Genomic DNA, 16,012 nt, shown 5'->3' with positions numbered 1-16,012 from the left:
CGCGGGTCCCGGGGGAGCGGGGTCATGGGTCGGGGTCATGGCTTGAGCTTGTATCCGAAGCCGCGGACCGTCTCGATCCGGTCCTGCCCGATCTTCGTCCGCAGCCGCTGGACATGGACGTCCACCACCCGGGTGTCGCCGCCCCAGCCGTAGTCCCACACCCGCTCAAGCAGCCGGTCACGCGACAGGACGGTGCCCGGGGACGCCGAGAACTCCAGCAGCAGCCGCATCTCGGTCGGCGTCAGCGCCACCGGCGCGCCGCCCCTGCGGACCTCCATGCCCTCGGTGTCGACCTCCAGGTCGCCGAAGACCAGCACCCCGCGCTCGTCCGAGGCCCCCTGCCCGTCGCCGCCGGCCGCCGGCCCGCCGGCGTGGCCGAAGCGGCGCAGCACTGCCCGGATCCGCGCGACGAGCACCGACCCGTCGAAGGGCTTGGTGACATAGTCGTCGGCGCCCGCCTCCAGACCGAGGACCACGTCGATGGAGTCGGCGCGCGCCGACAGCATGATCACCGGCACGGTCGACTCGTCACGGATCCGGCGGCACAGGCTGACCCCGTCCATGCCCGGCAGCATCACGTCCAGGAGGGCGATGTCGGGCTGCCGCTCGCGGAACGCCTCCAGCCCGGACAGCCCGTCCGGCATCGCGGTCACCGCGAAGCCGTCCCGCTCCAGCGCCAGCTGGGTGGCTTCCCGGATGACGTCGTCGTCCTCGACGAACAGCACATGGGTCTCGGCCATCGCGCGCTCTCAGTTCTCGCTCGGTGCGGCCGTCGACGGGCTGTCGATGCCTCCGTCGCCGACCGCTTTGCTGTAGTCGTTGTGCACCCAGTCGTGCTGGGTGAACTTGCTCCCCGACCAGCGGTACGTGATCACGTCCTCGCCGGAGGGGTACGCCACCGGATCCCCCTTGGCGTACACCTGCTTGGTCACCACCAGATCGCCCCGGTCGATCGTCGCGTACACCGCCGCGTCCTCGGTGGCGAACACGTTCCTGTACTCGCCGCCCTCCTCGCGGTACACGTACGTGCCGATGCCGACCGCGTCACCGCAGGTCATCACGTTCACTATGACGTCGGGCGCGGGCCCGCCGGTCAGGTTCCCGTAGGAGGTGTCCACGGGGTAGATGTTCTTCACGCACGGCTTCAGGTCGGCCTTGACCTGGTCGCTCACCTTGGGGTCGGACTTGATCAGCCGGGCCGCGTCGACCTTCTTGAAGTGGGCCGTGGAGGACGCGGGCGCGGACGGGACGGCCGCCGTCGGCGAGGTCTGGTCGGGCCGGGAGGCCGCGCCCTCGTCACGGGAGCCCGTACCACCGGTCGAACAGCCGACCACGAACACGCCGACGGCGACGAGCCCGGCCACTGCCGTGGTGCTCGCCGCCCCGATGCCGCCGAAACGGCGCGCGTCGTGGCGCGCGCCGTCGATGTCGTGTCTGGCCCTCAGGCCGCGCACCGCTCCCGCCACCCTTCGTCACGTCGTCCGCCGGACCGCTCCAGAGCACGGGCGTCGTCGATGCCTCGGCTCTCCAGTTCCTGGCGTAGCCGCGCCAGCGCACGGTGGAGCGTGCTCTTCACCGTACCGGTCGACATTCCGAGCGCGGCGGCGGTCTCCTCGGTGCTCATCTGCTCCCAGTGCCGCAGCACCACGACGCTGCGCTGCTTCGGCGCGAGCACCTTCAGCACGTCCATCAGCAGGGCGCGGTCGGCGTGCTGCTCGGTGGCGTCGTCGACGCTCGCGTCGGGCAGCTGCTCGGTGGGCACCTCTTCCAGCTTGCGGGCGCGCCACCACTCGGTGCGCGTATTGATCATCACCCGGCGAAGGTACGCGTCCGCGAGCGACTTGTCCGCTATACCGTCCCAGCGGCCGTACGTACGAACCAGCGCGGTCTGGAGCAGGTCCTGCGCGTCCACCGGGTCGGGGACGAGGCGCCGGGCGCTGCGCAGCAGGGCCTCCTGCCGCGTGCGTACGTACTCTTCGAACTCGAGCACCTCGCCGTGCGCCATCCGAACCGCCTCCGATCCCCGTGAAACTGCGTGGTCCCTCTTTGCGCCACTGAAGCTACGGAGGTGTTGTCACGGGGTTGTCCGGGGCAGCCGTCGGCGGATGCACGGCTGCCCATCGGTTGTGTAACAGCGTTTGTGTCAGATGGTTGCGGACGGTGAAACCCCAGGCCCGGAGGGGTTTCGGGGGTGCGGACCGGGGGTGGTGACTCCGTTTTCCGGAGGCTCGGGGTCGGGGTCAGGAGTGCGTGGCCGGGCGCACGGGGCGGCCCGTCGGCAACCGGTACATGCCCTGCGCCAGCGGCTCCACCAGCCCGTCGGCCACCAGCCCGTCCAGCGCCCTGGCCCGCTGCACCGGATCGGCCCACACGGCGTCCAGCGCCGCCTGGGGTACGGGCGAGGGGGCCTCCCGCAACACGGCGAGGAGCCGGCCGCGCACCTGCCGGTCGGTACCGGCGTACGTCTGGCCCCGGCGCGGCGGGCCGTCGTGCGCCGGCTTCCCCGAGAGCCGCCAGGCGCACCGGGAGGCGATCGGACACCGCTCGCACGCTTCGTTGCGGGCCGTGCACACCAGCGCGCCCAGCTCCATCGATGCGGCGGCCCAGTGCGCCGCCGTCGGCTCGTCGGCCGGCAGCAGCGCACGGGCCAGGCGCCGCTCGGCGGCGGTGGTGGCGTTGGGCGGGTACTGGATGCCGGTCGCCGCCCGCGCGAAGACCCGGCGCACATTGGTGTCGAGCACGGCGTGCCGCTGCCCGTAGGCGAAGGAGGCCACGGCCGCCGCCGTGTACTCCCCGATGCCGGGCAGCGCGAGCAGCTGCCCGTGGTCGCTGGGCACGTCGCCGCCGTGCCGCTCCGTTATCGCCACGGCCGCCCCGTGCAGGCGCAGCGCACGGCGCGGATAGCCGAGCCGGCCCCAGGCGCGCACGGCTTCGCCGGGGGCTTCGGCGGCCAGGTCGGCCGGGCGGGGCCAGCGGGCCAGCCACTGCTCGTAGACCGGCAGGACCCGCGCGACCGGGGTCTGCTGGAGCATGAACTCGCTGACCATCACGCCCCAGGCACCGGCCTCGGGGCGGCGCCAGGGCAGGTCACGGGCGTGCTGCTCGAACCACGCCAGCACGGGCGCGTGGAGCAGGGCCGCCTCGTCGGCCTGGGGGGCGTCAAGGACATCGGGGGTGGGGGCCTCGGCGTCGAGGAACTCGGAGGACGCCGGGACAGGGGCTTCGGAAGGGGCGTCTGTGGCAGTCATGGCACCTCCGATCCTGACACGTTCAGGACGAGTGGTGGTGTACCTGCTCCCGGCGCACGGTGGCGGCGTGCGCGCGCGCTCCGCGCCCCACGCACCACACCACTGCGCCGTTGCGGCTGGACCGACAGGCTTCCACGAGCCCCACGGCTGGCTTGGTGAGCAGGCGCATGAAGAGGAACGCGATCAGCGCGCCGAGCACCAGACCGACCGTCACGTCATGCGGGTAGTGCACGCCGACGAAGACCCGGGAGAACGCCATCAGCACCGCCATCACCGCCGCCGGCCAGGCGATCCACCGCCACGAGGCGACCAGCGCGAGGGTCACCGCCATCGCGGCGGCCCCGGCGATCGCCGAGTGGTTGCTGGGGAAGGACCAGTCGCCGTACGGCGGGCACTCCACCAACGACGGTCCGGCACCCACCACCGCCCGGCACGGACGCTCCTCGTCCACGAGCGACTTGAACGCCTCGCTCACCACATAGCCGAAGGCGGTCGCGAGCGGCGCGAGCAGCGCGAGCGCCATGGCGCGGGAATCCAGGGAGCGGGATCTGAACCAGCCGACGACGAAGAGCACTCCGAAGAGCAGCAGCCCGGCCTCGGTCCACAGTTCGGCGAGGAACTGGAACCACGAGGGGGTGCTGCGGGCGAAGTCGGTGATGGTGAGGTAGAGGTCCTGGCTCATGGTCAAGGACCGTACCTGGCCAGGTCAGGAGCTCGCCCGTGGCCTTCGTCGCCATCCGCCCCCGACGAAAGTAGGGGGTGGCGACCGGAACCGGACCGGACGGCGTCCGGAACCGGACCTGAGGGCGGCCAGCCCCGGACCGGACGGCGGCCCGCCCCGCCTGTCGGCCGGTCCGACCCGGCGGCCCGTTCTGTCCCGTCATCGGATGTGATCATCGGCAAAACTTGAGGTCTGAGGCGGCATGTGGGGCGGGAGTTGGTCCCGTTCTCTCGTAAGGTTTCGTCCGTGGGATCTATGCGCAATCCGGTCGGGCCGCTTCCCTCCTCCATCTACTGGCGACGGAGGGCGGTCGCGCTGTGCCTGATCGCACTGATGGCCGTGCTCATCGCCTGGGCCGTCGCCTCACTGGGGGGCAACGGGAGCGGCACCCCCAGCGACGGCGCCAACGGCGCCTCGCCCAAGCCGCCCGCCATCACCCCGGGCCCCTCCTCCTCCGGCCCGGCGATCAGTGAACAGCCCGGCGGACGCGACGAGTCGGGCGCATCCGGCGAGAGTGACGGCGACCCCTCCGACAGCGGTACGGGCACCGGCGGCGACGGCGGCAAGAACGGCGACACCGTCGGCAGCGGCGCCGCCGCCGGCACGGGCGCCGGCGCCGGCCAGCAGGTCCCCGCGAACTCCCCGCTGCCCAACTGCCCGCCCAGCTCCCTGCAGTTGACCCTGCGCACCATGAAGGTCTCCTACGCGCCCGGTGAGCGGCCGCAGTTCCAGCTGATCGTCCGCAACACCTCGGCGACCACCTGCAAGGCCGACTTCGGGCCCCGGCAGGCGGTTCTGACGATCAGCGACAGCGAGGACGACGACGTCTGGTCCTCGAAGGACTGCCCGCGCACGGCCGGCAGCCTGCTGCTGCGCGTTCCGGCGGGCGGCACGATCACCCACACCGTGGAGTGGGACCGGGCGCGCAGCGCCCCGCAGTGCGCGACGCCGCCGACGCGGGCGGTGGAGCCCGGAACGTATCTCGTCGAGGCGCAGGTGCCGGGCGTGAAGGTGATGCCGGCGTCGTTCACGCTGGCCAAGGACTGACCTCAAGGCCGACGGCGAATCCGACGGCAAGGGCTTGTGGCGAGGCGGCGGGACCCGAGGGTCCCGCCGCCTCCGCCGTACGTACGGCCGACAGCTACCGCGTACGCGGGTTCAGACGTACCGCTCGAGGATCGAGGACTCCGCGAGCCGGGAGAGGCCCTCGCGGACGCTGCGGGCCCGGGCCTCGCCCACGCCGTCGACCGTCTGCAGGTCGTCGACGCTCGCCGCGAGCAGCTTCTGCAGCCCGCCGAAGTGCTCCACCAGCCGCTCGATGATGGCGCCCGGCAGCCGCGGCACCTTCGCCAGCAGCCGGTAGCCGCGCGGGGAGACCGCCGAGTCCAGCGTCTCGGGAGAGCCGCTGTACCCCAACGCCCGGGCCACTATGGGAAGTTCGAGGAGCTCGGCATGGGTCAGCGCGTCGAGCTCGGTGAGCGCCTCGGCGACCGTACGGGACCGCTTCGCGGTCGGCTCGGGGACGTAGTCCCGGATGACCAGCTCGCGCTCCGGCTCCACGCCCGCGATCAACTCGTCCAGCTGGAGCGAGAGGAGCCGGCCGTCGGTGCCCAGCTCGACCACGTACTCCGCGATCTCGGTGGCGATCCGGCGCACCATCTCCAGCCGCTGCGCGACGGCGGTCACGTCCCGGACCGTCACCAGGTCCTCGATCTCCAGCGCGGAGAGCGTCCCGGCGACCTCGTCGAGCCGCAGCTTGTACCGCTCCAGGGTGGCGAGGGCCTGGTTGGCGCGGGAGAGGATCGCGGCGGACTCCTCCAGCACCCGGCGCTCGCCGTCCACGTAGAGCGCGATGAGCCGCATCGACTGGGAGACCGAGACGACCGGGAAACCGCACTGCTTGGAGACCCGGTCCGCGGTGCGGTGGCGAGTGCCCGTCTCCTCCGTGGGGATGGAGGCGTCCGGGACGAGCTGGACACCGGCCCGCAGGATCTTGGTGATGTCCTTGTCGAGGATGAGCGCGCCGTCCAGCTTGCACAGCTCACGCAGCCGGGTCGCGGTGAACTCCACGTCCAGCACGAAACCGCCCGTGCACATCGACTCGACGGTCTTGTCCATGCCGAGGACGATCAGACCGCCGGTGTTGCCACGGAGGATGCGCTCCAGACCGTCCCGCAGGGACGTGCCGGGAGCGACGGCGCTCAGGGACGCCCGCATCAGCGCTTCGATGCCGGAGCCTCCGCCGGACTTTCCGGGATTTGCTGCCCCGTCCTTGGCTGCCACTGCACTCCTCCGGCTCGTACGGATGGGCGAGACCAGGGCAAAGTCTAGCGACCCGGCTGTCGCGCCGGTGTGGGCAATCGCTGCGCCGCTCCCCGGCCGCCTCCGGGCCGCCCCGCCCGCGGCCCGTCAGCCGAGCGGGTCCGCCTCCCGCGCGGGGGCCCGCCGGCTGCGCGGCAGCACCCGCAGCGCGTCCCCCATGTCCGCCACCTCGAGCACCTTCATGCCCGCCGGGACCTTCCCCGGATCGCCCGGCACCAGGGCGTGGGTGAAGCCCAGGCGGTGCGCCTCCGCGAGGCGCCGCTGCACGCCCGTGACGCGTCTCACCTCGCCCGCGAGGCCCACCTCGCCGATCGCGACCAGGTTCTTCGGCAGCGGGGTGTCACTCGCGGCGGACGCCAGGGCCAGCGCGATGGCGAGATCGGCGGCGGGCTCGGAGAGCTTCACCCCGCCCACCGTCGCGCTGTAGATGTCCCGCTTGCCGAGCGCGGTGATCCGGCCGCGCTGCTCCAGGACCGCCAGCATCATCGAGACCCGGGAGGTCTCGAGCCCCGAGGTGGTCCGCCGCGGCGAGGGGATCTGCGAATCGACCGTGAGCGCCTGCACCTCGGCCACCAGCGGCCGGCGGCCCTCCAGGGTCACCGTCAGGCAGGTGCCCGGCACGGGCTCGTCACGACGGGTGAGGAAGAGCCCCGAGGGATCGGCGAGACCGGTGATCCCCTCGTCGTGCAGCTCGAAGCAGCCGACCTCGTCCGTCGCGCCGTAGCGGTTCTTGACGCCGCGCACCAGCCGCAGCCGCGCGTGCCGGTCGCCCTCGAAGTGCAGCACGACATCGACGAGATGCTCCAGCAGCCGCGGCCCGGCGATGGCCCCGTCCTTGGTGACATGGCCGACCAGCAGCGTGGACATGCCCCGCTCCTTGGAGGCCCGGATCAGCGCCCCGGCGACCTCCCGCACCTGCGCCATGCCGCCCGGCGCCCCGTCGATCTCCGGAGAGGCCACCGTCTGCACCGAGTCCAGGATCAGCAGCGACGGCTTGACCGCGTCCAGATGCCCCAGCACCGCGGAGAGGTCGGTCTCGGCGGCCAGGTAGAGATGATCGCTCAGCGCGCCGATCCGGTCGGCGCGCAGCCGGACCTGGCTCGCGGACTCCTCGCCGGTCACATAGAGCGTGCGGTGCTCGTCGCCGGCCGCCTTCGCCGCCACGTCCAGCAGCAGCGTGGACTTGCCGACACCCGGCTCGCCGGCGAGCAGCACCACCGCCCCGGGCACGAGTCCGCCGCCCAGGACCCGGTCCAGCTCGGCCACTCCGGTCGTACGGGCCGTGGCCTGACGCCCGTCGACCTGCGCGATGGGGACCGCGGCGGTGGAGACCCGGCCCACGGCGGTCGTACGGACGGCGGGCGCGCCGTACTCCTCGACCGTCCCCCAGGCCTGGCACTCCGGGCAACGGCCGAGCCACTTGGCGGTCGTCCAGCCGCACTCGGTGCAGCGATAGGACGGCCGGTCCTTGGCGGATTTCGTACGGGCAGCCATGCGCCAAACCGTAGCGGTGCCCACTGACAACGCCGCCGCCGCGGCCCGTTCAGGGGGGCGCACAGGGGCGTGCGAAGGGCGCCCCGTGTCCCCTTTTGAGGGATACGTTCACCCGTAAGGATTAAAAGTACGCAAGGCGCGCGAAGGGCATGCTCTCCCTTGCCTACCGTCGCCGGGTGACGAGCAGCAGGCTGGAACCCCCCACCCACACCACCGGCGCACACCGGGCGCACCGGCGCGCGCCCCGGTCCGTCTCGGACACCCCCGCCGGCGCCACCACCTCTTCCGAGGGATCCGCCTCCCGGACGCTCCGCCGGCGCCCGCCCTCCCGCTACGAGCCTTACCTCGACGGACTGTTCACGTACTGCCTCGCGGTGCTCTGTGACCACGACACGGCCACCGCGGTCCTCGGCGACGTCCTCGCCATCGCCGAGCGCCAGCACGGCCGATGTCCCGCCGACGAGGCCGAGCGGAAGGCCTGGCTCTACGCGCTGGCCCGCTGGGCCTGTCTGCGCAGCCTCGGCGAACAGCGCCGCAAGCGCCAGGGCGCGCACACGGGCCGCCCCGCCGTCGTCCCGCCGACCGAGCCCCCCGTCTCCGAGGAGACCGCCGAGCGCCGCCGCGCCGAACTGGCCCTGCTCGCCTGGCCGGAGGCGGCCGGCACCACCCCCGAACAGCGCGAGGCCCTGGAGCTGGCCGTACGACACCAGCTCGCCCCCAAGGAGGTCGCCGCCGTCCTCGGCCTGGACCCGCTCGCCGCCCGCGACCTCCTCGCCTCCGCCGCCTGCGAGGTGGAACGCACCCGCGCCGCGCTCGCCGTCGTCGAGACCGGCAGCTGCGCCACCGTCGCCCGCCTCACCGGTGACCACCAGGTCCTGCTCTCGGCCGCCCTGCGCCGCGAACTCGTCCGGCACGTCGACGACTGCCCGCGCTGCCGCCGGGTCGCCGAACGCGCCGGAGCGAGCGGCCCCTGGCCGGGCGCGAGCGTCACCCCGGCCCGGCTGCCGGTCGTCGAGGCGCCGAGGGCCGCCGCGTACGTCGCGATGCTGCACGTACCACGCGCGCGTGCCGGGGCCCCGCGCTTCGGGCCCGGCGGCTTCCCGATGGACCCCAAGGACCACGCTGCCCGGCGCGACCGGCTGCGGGCCCGCGCCGTCACCACCACCGTCGTCGCGGCCGTCGTCGCCGCGCCCGTCCTCGCCCTGTGGGCCGCCTATCGCGGCGCCCCGCTCACCGGCGAGGCCCAGGGCGGCTCCCGGGTCACCGCGAGCGAGGTGGACGAGCCCGCCGGGATGGACGTCCGCCCGCCCGAGCACTACGAGAACACGGGCAACGCCCGTACGAAGCCCGACTCACGCTTCACCACCGGCGGGCGAACCCCGGACGTCGGCGTGGAAGTGATCAGCACCGGCACACCCGCCCCGCCCGGCCGCCCCGGGCACGGCCCCGGCCGGCTCACGGTCACCGCGCAGCCGGCCGACGGCGCGACGGTCCTCACCCTCACCGCCTCCGGCGGTGAGCCGGTCGTCTGGACGCTGTGGACGGACGCGCCCTGGCTCGTCGTGAGCCGGACGTCCGGCACGCTGCGGCCCGGCGAGTCCGTGACGATCCACATCGCCGTGGACCACGCGCGCGAACCGCACGGCCCCTGGAGCGGGCGGGTGGGCGTGGAGCCGGCGGGCGCGGTCGTCGAGATCGGCGGCCACGGCGCGCCGGCGCCGCCCTCCAGCACGCCGCCTTCGCCGCAGCCGCCCTCCTCCGAGCCGCCGACCGCGCCACCGTCGTCCCAGCCGCCGTCGTCGCAGCCCCCCTCGCCGACCCCGACCCCGACGCCGTCACAGAGCGTGCCCCCGAGCGACCCGGCGACAGCCCCGCCCTCACCGAGCTGAGCGGCCCGATGGGGCGGTGGCCCTCGGGGGCAGCGGGCCTGCGGGTCAGCAGGCCCCTGGGGTCAGCGGATCAGCGGTCAGCGGGCCCCGGACTCGGCGGGTCAGCGGGCTCAGCGGAGTCCTTGGCTCAGCGGGTCAGTGCGGGTCGGCCGGGTGCGGGGCGACCAGCGGCAGCTGGGACGCCAGCCGCGCCTCGCACAGGCCCACCAGCACCTCGTACGCCTCCTTGCCCATCAGCTCCGTCAGCTCGGGGCGGTAGGTCACGTACACCGGCTCACCCGCGCCGTGCGCGGACGTCGCCGAGGTGCACCACCAGTGCAGGTCATGGCCGCCCGGGCCCCAGCCGCGCCGGTCGTACTCACCGATCGAGATCTGCAGCACCCGGCTGTCGTCGGGGCGGTCGATCCAGTCGTACGTCCGGCGCACCGGCAGCTGCCAGCACACGTCCGGCTTGGTCTCCAGCGGCTCCCGGCCCTCGTTGAGGGCCAGGATGTGCAGCGAGCAGCCCGCGCCGCCCTTGAAGCCCGGCCGGTTCTGGAAGATGCACGAGCCCTCCCAGCGCCGGGTCTGCCGCTCGCCGTCCTCGTCCTTCTGCACCCAGCCGCTCGCCGTGCCGACGTCGTGGAACTGCCACAGGTCCGGCGTGAGCCGCGCCACGTGCGAGGCGACCCGCCGCTCGTCGTCCTCGTCGGAGAAGTGGGCGCCCAGCGTGCAGCAGCCGTCGTCGGCCCGGCCGGCCTGGATCCCCTGGCAGCCGCTGCCGAAGATGCACGTCCAGCGTGAGGTGAGCCACGTCAGGTCGCAGCGGAAGATCTGCTCGTCGTCGGCCGGGTCCGGGAACTCGACCCAGGCACGCGCAAAATCAAGACCCTTCTCGTCTTGTTCGAGAGTTTTGCCCGGCTTTTTGGGCGTCTTGAGGGGCTTGATGGCCTTCACGGCTTCTTTGCCCGGCTTCGCCTTTTTCGTCTTTGGCACACCACAAGCGTATGCGCGCGGGCGCAGTAGCGTTCCGTCCATGAGACTCGGAGTCCTCGACGTCGGTTCGAACACAGTGCACCTGCTGGTGGTGGACGCCCACCCCGGCGCCCGCCCCCTGCCCGCCCACTCCCACAAGGCGGAGTTGCGCCTCGCCGAACTCCTCGACGCCTCGGGAGCAATCGGCACCGACGGGGTCGACCGGCTCATCGCCACCGTGCACGCCGCCCTCCAGGCCGCCGAGGACAAGGGCTGCGAAGAGGTCCTGCCGTTCGCCACCTCCGCCGTCCGTGAGGCCAGCAACGCCGACGCCGTCCTCGCGCGCGTGAAGGACGAGACCGGCGTCGACCTCCAGGTCCTCTCCGGCGAGGAGGAGGCCCGGCTCACCTTCCTCGCCGCCCGCCGCTGGTTCGGCTGGTCCGCCGGCAAGCTGCTCCTCCTCGACATCGGCGGCGGCTCCCTGGAGATCGCATACGGCATCGACGAGGAACCCGACGCCGCCGTCTCCCTCCCGCTCGGCGCGGGCCGCCTCACCGCCGCCTGGCTGCCCGACGACCCGGCCGACGCCACGGACGTACGCGCCCTGCGCCGCCACGTCCGCGCCCAGATCGCCCGTACGGTCCACGAGTTCACCCGCTTCGGACCGCCCGACCATGTCGTGGCCACGTCCAAGACCTTCAAGCAACTCGCCCGGATCGCCGGCGCGCCAGGTTCCGGCGAGGGCCTCTACGTCCAGCGCGAGCTCAGCCGCAAGGACCTGGAGGAATGGGTCCCCAAGCTCTCCGCCATGACCTCCGGCCAGCGCGCCGCGCTCCCGGGCGTCTCCGAGGGCCGCGCCGCCCAGCTGCTCGCCGGGGCGCTGGTCGCCGAGGGCGCGATGGACCTGTTCGGCGTGGAGGAGCTGGAGATCTGCCCCTGGGCGCTGCGCGAGGGCGTCATCCTGCGCCGCCTGGACCACCTCCCGGAGGCAGCGGCCCCGGCGCCGGGCCCGCTGCCGGAGGTGTAGGGGGCGGGGCCGGAGCCGTACGGGGCGGTGCCATGGCAGTGCGGGGGAGGGCCGGCCGGAGCCGTGACCCAGAGCCGCCCCGGGGCGTGACTCGGACGCGCCCAGGGCGGTGCGGACCGTACGGAGAAGGGCCGACCGGACCCGTACGAGAAGGACCGACCCGACCGGTACGGGAGAGGGCCGACCGGACCCGTACGGAGGATGCGCCCGGCGCCCGGACGGGGAATGCCGGGGCCGGGGGGCCTGGACCGGCCTCCCTCCGCCCCGCGACGGCCCGTACGCTGTCCCTCGTGGCAGAACAGGTGGTGCGCATCCCGGATGCGAAGGTCGCCCTGTCGACGGCCTCGGTCTATCCGGAGTCGACGGCGACGGCCTTCGAGATCGCCGCGCGCCTCGGCTACGACGGCGTCGAGATCATGGTCTGGACGGACCCGGTCAGCCAGGACATCGAGGCGCTGCGCCGCCTCTCCGACTACCACCAGGTGCCGATCCTGGCCGTCCACGCGCCCTGCCTGCTGATCACCCAGCGCGTCTGGTCCACCGACCCGTGGGTGAAGCTCCAGCGCGCCCAGGCCGCCGCCGAGAAGCTGGGCGCCACCACGGTCGTGGTGCATCCGCCGTTCCGCTGGCAGCGCCAGTACGCGCGCGACTTCGTCTCCGGCATCTGGCGGATGGCCGACGAGACGGAAGTACGGTTCGCGGTGGAGAACATGTATCCCTGGCGCTACCGGGACCGGGAGATGCTCGCCTACGCCCCCGAGTGGGACGTCACCAAGGACGACTACCGCCACTACACGATCGACCTCTCCCACACCGCCACCTCCCGCACGGACACCCTCGCCATGCTGGACCGGATGGGCGACCGCCTCGGCCATGTCCACCTCGCCGACGGCAAGGGCTCCGCCAAGGACGAGCACCTGGTCCCGGGCCGCGGCGACCAGCCGTGCGCCGAGGTGCTGGAGCGGCTCGCCCGCCGCGGCTTCGACGGCCATGTGGTGGTCGAGGTCAACACCCGTCGCGCGATGTCTGCCGCCGAACGGGAGGCCGACCTCGCCGAGGCGCTCGCCTTCACCCGCCTGCACCTGGCGTCCGCGGCGGCGCCCTCCTCCTCGCCGCGGGTCCCGCGCGCATGACCGATTCACCGACCGACCCGGTGAGCGAGCCACCGACCGATTCGCCGACCGATTCGTCGTCCGGTCCGCCGACCGGCCCGGTGAGCGATTCGCCGAGCGACCCGGTGACCGGCCCGCCGTCCGATCCGGCGACCGATCCGGCACCCCGCCGTCGCGGCCGGCCCGCCCGTTCCGCCGAGGACACCGGGCCCGGCGCCCGCGAACGGATTCTGGAGGCGGCCCGGGAGCTGTTCGCCGAGCGCGGCTACGACAAGACGTCCGTACGCGGCATCGCCAAGGCCGCCGACGTGGACCCGGCACTCGTCCACCACTACTTCGGTACGAAGGACGAGGTCTTCGCCGCCGCCATCGAGGTCTCCTTCGAACCCGCCATGGTCGTCCCGGCGCTGCTCGGCGAGGGCGCCGAGGGCATCGGCGAGCGGCTGGCCCGCTTCTTCCTCTCCATCTGGGAGAACGAGCAGACCCGGGCGCCGCTCCTCGCGATCATCCGCTCCGCGGTGACCCACGAGACCGCGGCGAAGGTGCTGCGCGGCTTCGTGCTGCGGCGGCTGCTGGAACGGATCGCGGCCGAGCTCGACGTACCCGACCCGAAGTTCCGGGCGGAGCTGGCGGCCTCCCACATGCTCGGCATCGCGATGCTGCGGTACGTCCTGCGCATGGAGCCGCTGGCCTCGGCGGACCCGGAGACGATCGTGGCGATGGTGGCCCCGACCCTCCAGCGGTACCTGACCGAAAGCTGAACAACCAGTCCGCCATACGGACATGATGTCCAGATCTTGGAGAGGCGGCGTACGCTCGCTCGTAGGAACACCCGTCACGAGGAGCGAGCGACGATGCCCGAGCTGAGGTCCCGCACTGTCACCCATGGCCGCAACATGGCGGGCGCCCGCGCCCTAATGCGGGCGTCGGGCGTAGCGAGCGAGGACATCGGCAAGCCGATCGTCGCCGTCGCCAACTCCTTCACCGAGTTCGTCCCCGGCCACACGCACCTGGCCCCCGTCGGCCGGATCGTCTCCGACGCCATCCGCGCGGCCGGCGCCGTCCCCCGCGAGTTCAACACCATCGCGGTCGACGACGGCATCGCCATGGGCCACGCCGGCATGCTCTACTCCCTGCCCTCCCGCGACCTGATCGCGGACAGCGTGGAGTACATGGTCGAGGCCCACTGCGCCGACGCCCTGATCTGCATCTCCAACTGCGACAAGATCACCCCCGGCATGCTGATGGCCGCCATGCGCCTCAACATCCCGGTCGTCTTCGTCTCCGGCGGCCCGATGGAGGCCGGCCAGGCCACCCTCGTGGACGGCACCGTCCGCAAGCTCGACCTGATCGACGCGATGGTCGACGCGGCCAACGAGAACGTCTCCGACGCCGATGTGCTCCGCATCGAGGAGAACGCCTGTCCGACCTGCGGTTCCTGTTCGGGCATGTTCACCGCGAACTCGATGAACTGCCTCGCCGAGGCCATCGGCCTGGCCCTGCCCGGCAACGGCTCGGTCCTCGCCACGCACACCGCCCGCCGCGCCCTCTACGAGGAGGCCGGCCGCACGGTCGTCGAGATCACCAAGCGTTACTACGAGGGCGACGACGAGTCCGTCCTGCCGCGCAACATCGCCACCCGCCAGGCCTTCGAGAACGCCATGGCCCTCGACATCGCCATGGGCGGCTCCACCAACACGATCCTGCACCTGCTGGCCGCCGCGCAGGAGGCCGGGCTCGACTACGACCTCACCGACATCGACGAGGTCTCGCGCCGGGTGCCGTGCCTGGCCAAGGTCGCGCCGAACGTGGCCCCCGGCGGCACGTACTACATGGAGGACGTGCACCGCGCCGGCGGCATCCCCGCGATCCTCGGCGAGCTGCACCGCGGCGGCCTGCTCAACAAGGACGTGACGACGGTCCACTCCGCCAACCTCGAGGACTGGCTGTCGACGTGGGACGCCCGCTCCGGCACCGCCTCGCCGGAGGCGATGGACCTCTGGCACGCGGCCCCCGGCTGCGTGCGCTCCGCGACGGCCTTCTCCCAGTCCGAGCGCTGGGACACCCTGGACCTCGACGCGGAGGGCGGCTGCATCCGCTCCGTCGAGCACGCGTACTCCAAGGACGGCGGCCTCGCGGTCCTGCGCGGCAACCTCGCCGAGGACGGCTGCGTCGTGAAGACGGCGGGCGTCGACGAGTCGATCTGGACCTTCGAGGGCCCGGCGGTCGTGTGCGAGTCGCAGGACGAGGCGGTCGAGAAGATCCTCACCAAGCAGGTCAAGGAGGGCGACGTCGTCGTCATCCGCTACGAGGGCCCGCGCGGCGGCCCGGGCATGCAGGAGATGCTCTACCCGACCTCCTTCCTCAAGGGCCGCGGCCTGGGCAAGACCTGCGCCCTCGTCACCGACGGCCGCTTCTCCGGCGGCACCTCGGGCCTCTCGATCGGCCACGCCTCCCCGGAGGCGGCCTCGGGCGGCACGATCGCCCTGGTCGAGGACGGCGACCGCATCCGCATCGACATCCCCAACCGCTCCATCGAGCTCCTGGTCGACGCCGAGACCCTGACGGCCCGCCGCGAGGCGCTGGGCGGCGTCTACGCCCCGAAGAACCGCGAACGCAAGGTCTCGGCGGCGCTGAAGGCGTACGCGGCGATGGCCACGAGCGCGGACAGAGGCGCGGTGCGGGACGTCTCGAAGCTGGGCTGAGGGCGCGGGGGCTTGAGGCGGGCCGTCGGTCCGCCTCACCGGGTCCGGCCCTGCCGGCCGGTCGCCCGTCGAGGCTGGGTGGGCCCGCCTCGGACTCCGGTCGGGACCTGCAGGCTGGAGCCTTGCGGGTCGCGTTCCGCCATAGGCGGTACGGGCGTCTGTGCGTCCCGCCGGGGCCGGGGCCCGCTCCGGGCGCCGGCTCGCGCGGCTGCGTACCGTCGGCGCTGACTGCGGCGCAGTCCCGTACCCGCCCTGCTGTGGCGGCGTGCAGCCCGTCGGTCCCGGGGGTGCGACTCGGGCTGGATCGCCCGGCCGCCTACCGCCGGAACTGACCTGCGGCGACTGCCGCGTCCGGTGCCGCTCACGCCCCTGGCGTCGGTGCCTCCGCGGCTCCCAAGCGGTCCTGGCCGCGTTGTGCCTGCGGCGCCCACCCCGGGCACCGGCCCCGGGGTCCGCGGCCCGGCCCGGTTCGCCCGCGTCGGGCGTCGCTCGGGCGGCCTTCCAAACCCCGGTCAGCTGCCTCCGCGGCGCCGCCCGCGA

General features: G+C 73.2%; 14 protein-coding genes. 6 read left to right on the top strand and 8 right to left on the bottom strand.

The window, feature by feature from the left end; translation table 11 throughout:
- Positions 1 to 35: 35 nt before the first annotated feature.
- The 5 genes from cseB to IEZ01_RS16820 all read right to left on the bottom strand — a co-directional run bounded on the left by cseB (position 36) and on the right by IEZ01_RS16820 (position 3,930).
- Positions 36 to 740, bottom strand: coding sequence for a two-component system response regulator CseB (gene cseB, locus IEZ01_RS16840; protein WP_019888463.1), 705 nt, complete (start codon positions 738 to 740; stop codon positions 36 to 38).
- A gap of 9 nt (positions 741 to 749) precedes the next feature.
- On the bottom strand, positions 750 to 1,454 hold the full coding sequence (locus IEZ01_RS16835; protein WP_373287625.1) for a hypothetical protein: 705 nt from the start codon (positions 1,452 to 1,454) through the stop codon (positions 750 to 752).
- The gene (locus IEZ01_RS16830; RefSeq protein WP_019888465.1) at positions 1,442 to 2,005 is read right to left on the bottom strand and encodes a SigE family RNA polymerase sigma factor; all 564 of its coding nucleotides are present in this window, start codon (positions 2,003 to 2,005) and stop codon (positions 1,442 to 1,444) included. The genes IEZ01_RS16835 and IEZ01_RS16830 overlap by 13 nt, the downstream gene beginning before the upstream one ends.
- A 235-nt stretch (positions 2,006 to 2,240) precedes the next feature.
- Positions 2,241 to 3,248, bottom strand: coding sequence for an iron-sulfur binding domain-containing protein (locus IEZ01_RS16825; RefSeq protein ID WP_019888466.1), 1,008 nt, complete (start codon positions 3,246 to 3,248; stop codon positions 2,241 to 2,243).
- A 22-nt stretch (positions 3,249 to 3,270) separates the two neighbouring features.
- Positions 3,271 to 3,930, bottom strand: a complete 660-nt coding sequence (locus IEZ01_RS16820) for a phosphatase PAP2 family protein (RefSeq protein ID WP_019888467.1) — start codon at positions 3,928 to 3,930, stop codon at positions 3,271 to 3,273.
- 294 nt (positions 3,931 to 4,224) lie between these two features.
- Between IEZ01_RS16820 and IEZ01_RS16815 the strand changes: the two genes are divergently transcribed.
- Entirely contained in the window at positions 4,225 to 5,016 is a 792-nt protein-coding gene (locus tag IEZ01_RS16815; protein ID WP_189202526.1) for a hypothetical protein, read from the top strand.
- 111 nt (positions 5,017 to 5,127) lie between these two features.
- On the opposite strand, the gene disA is transcribed toward IEZ01_RS16815, so the two are convergent.
- Both disA and radA read right to left on the bottom strand, forming a co-directional pair.
- Complete coding sequence (disA, locus tag IEZ01_RS16810) at positions 5,128 to 6,252, bottom strand: DNA integrity scanning diadenylate cyclase DisA (protein WP_189202415.1); 1,125 nt, start codon at positions 6,250 to 6,252, stop codon at positions 5,128 to 5,130.
- A 126-nt stretch (positions 6,253 to 6,378) separates the two neighbouring features.
- Positions 6,379 to 7,785, bottom strand: coding sequence for a DNA repair protein RadA (gene radA, locus IEZ01_RS16805; RefSeq protein WP_019888471.1), 1,407 nt, complete (start codon positions 7,783 to 7,785; stop codon positions 6,379 to 6,381).
- Between the two features lie 176 nt (positions 7,786 to 7,961).
- Here radA and IEZ01_RS16800 point away from each other — a divergent pair, with 176 nt between their 5' ends.
- Entirely contained in the window at positions 7,962 to 9,674 is a 1,713-nt protein-coding gene (locus IEZ01_RS16800) for a BACON domain-containing protein (RefSeq protein WP_444545488.1), read from the top strand.
- A 135-nt stretch (positions 9,675 to 9,809) separates the two neighbouring features.
- Here the strand turns inward: IEZ01_RS16800 and IEZ01_RS16795 are convergent, their stop codons facing one another.
- A complete protein-coding gene (locus IEZ01_RS16795) occupies positions 9,810 to 10,649 on the bottom strand; it encodes a DUF3109 family protein (protein ID WP_229833014.1) in 840 nt (279 codons plus the stop codon).
- Positions 10,650 to 10,689: 40 nt separating this feature from the next.
- Here IEZ01_RS16795 and IEZ01_RS16790 point away from each other — a divergent pair, with 40 nt between their 5' ends.
- The 4 genes from IEZ01_RS16790 (at position 10,690) to ilvD (ending at position 15,472) form a co-directional block, all read left to right on the top strand.
- The gene (locus IEZ01_RS16790) at positions 10,690 to 11,655 is read left to right on the top strand and encodes a Ppx/GppA family phosphatase (protein ID WP_052185671.1); all 966 of its coding nucleotides are present in this window, start codon (positions 10,690 to 10,692) and stop codon (positions 11,653 to 11,655) included.
- Between the two features lie 290 nt (positions 11,656 to 11,945).
- Positions 11,946 to 12,788, top strand: a complete 843-nt coding sequence (locus IEZ01_RS16785) for a sugar phosphate isomerase/epimerase family protein (protein ID WP_078513370.1) — start codon at positions 11,946 to 11,948, stop codon at positions 12,786 to 12,788.
- Positions 12,785 to 13,528, top strand: a complete 744-nt coding sequence (locus IEZ01_RS16780; protein ID WP_078513371.1) for a TetR/AcrR family transcriptional regulator — start codon at positions 12,785 to 12,787, stop codon at positions 13,526 to 13,528. The genes IEZ01_RS16785 and IEZ01_RS16780 overlap by 4 nt, the downstream gene beginning before the upstream one ends.
- A gap of 93 nt (positions 13,529 to 13,621) precedes the next feature.
- Complete coding sequence (ilvD, locus tag IEZ01_RS16775; protein ID WP_019888478.1) at positions 13,622 to 15,472, top strand: dihydroxy-acid dehydratase; 1,851 nt, start codon at positions 13,622 to 13,624, stop codon at positions 15,470 to 15,472.
- Positions 15,473 to 16,012: the final 540 nt, after the last annotated feature.

This window comes from Streptomyces purpureus, from assembly GCF_014648195.1.
GTDB lineage: Bacteria > Actinomycetota > Actinomycetes > Streptomycetales > Streptomycetaceae > Streptomyces > Streptomyces purpureus.
This window is presented reverse-complemented; position numbering and strand designations above follow the sequence as displayed.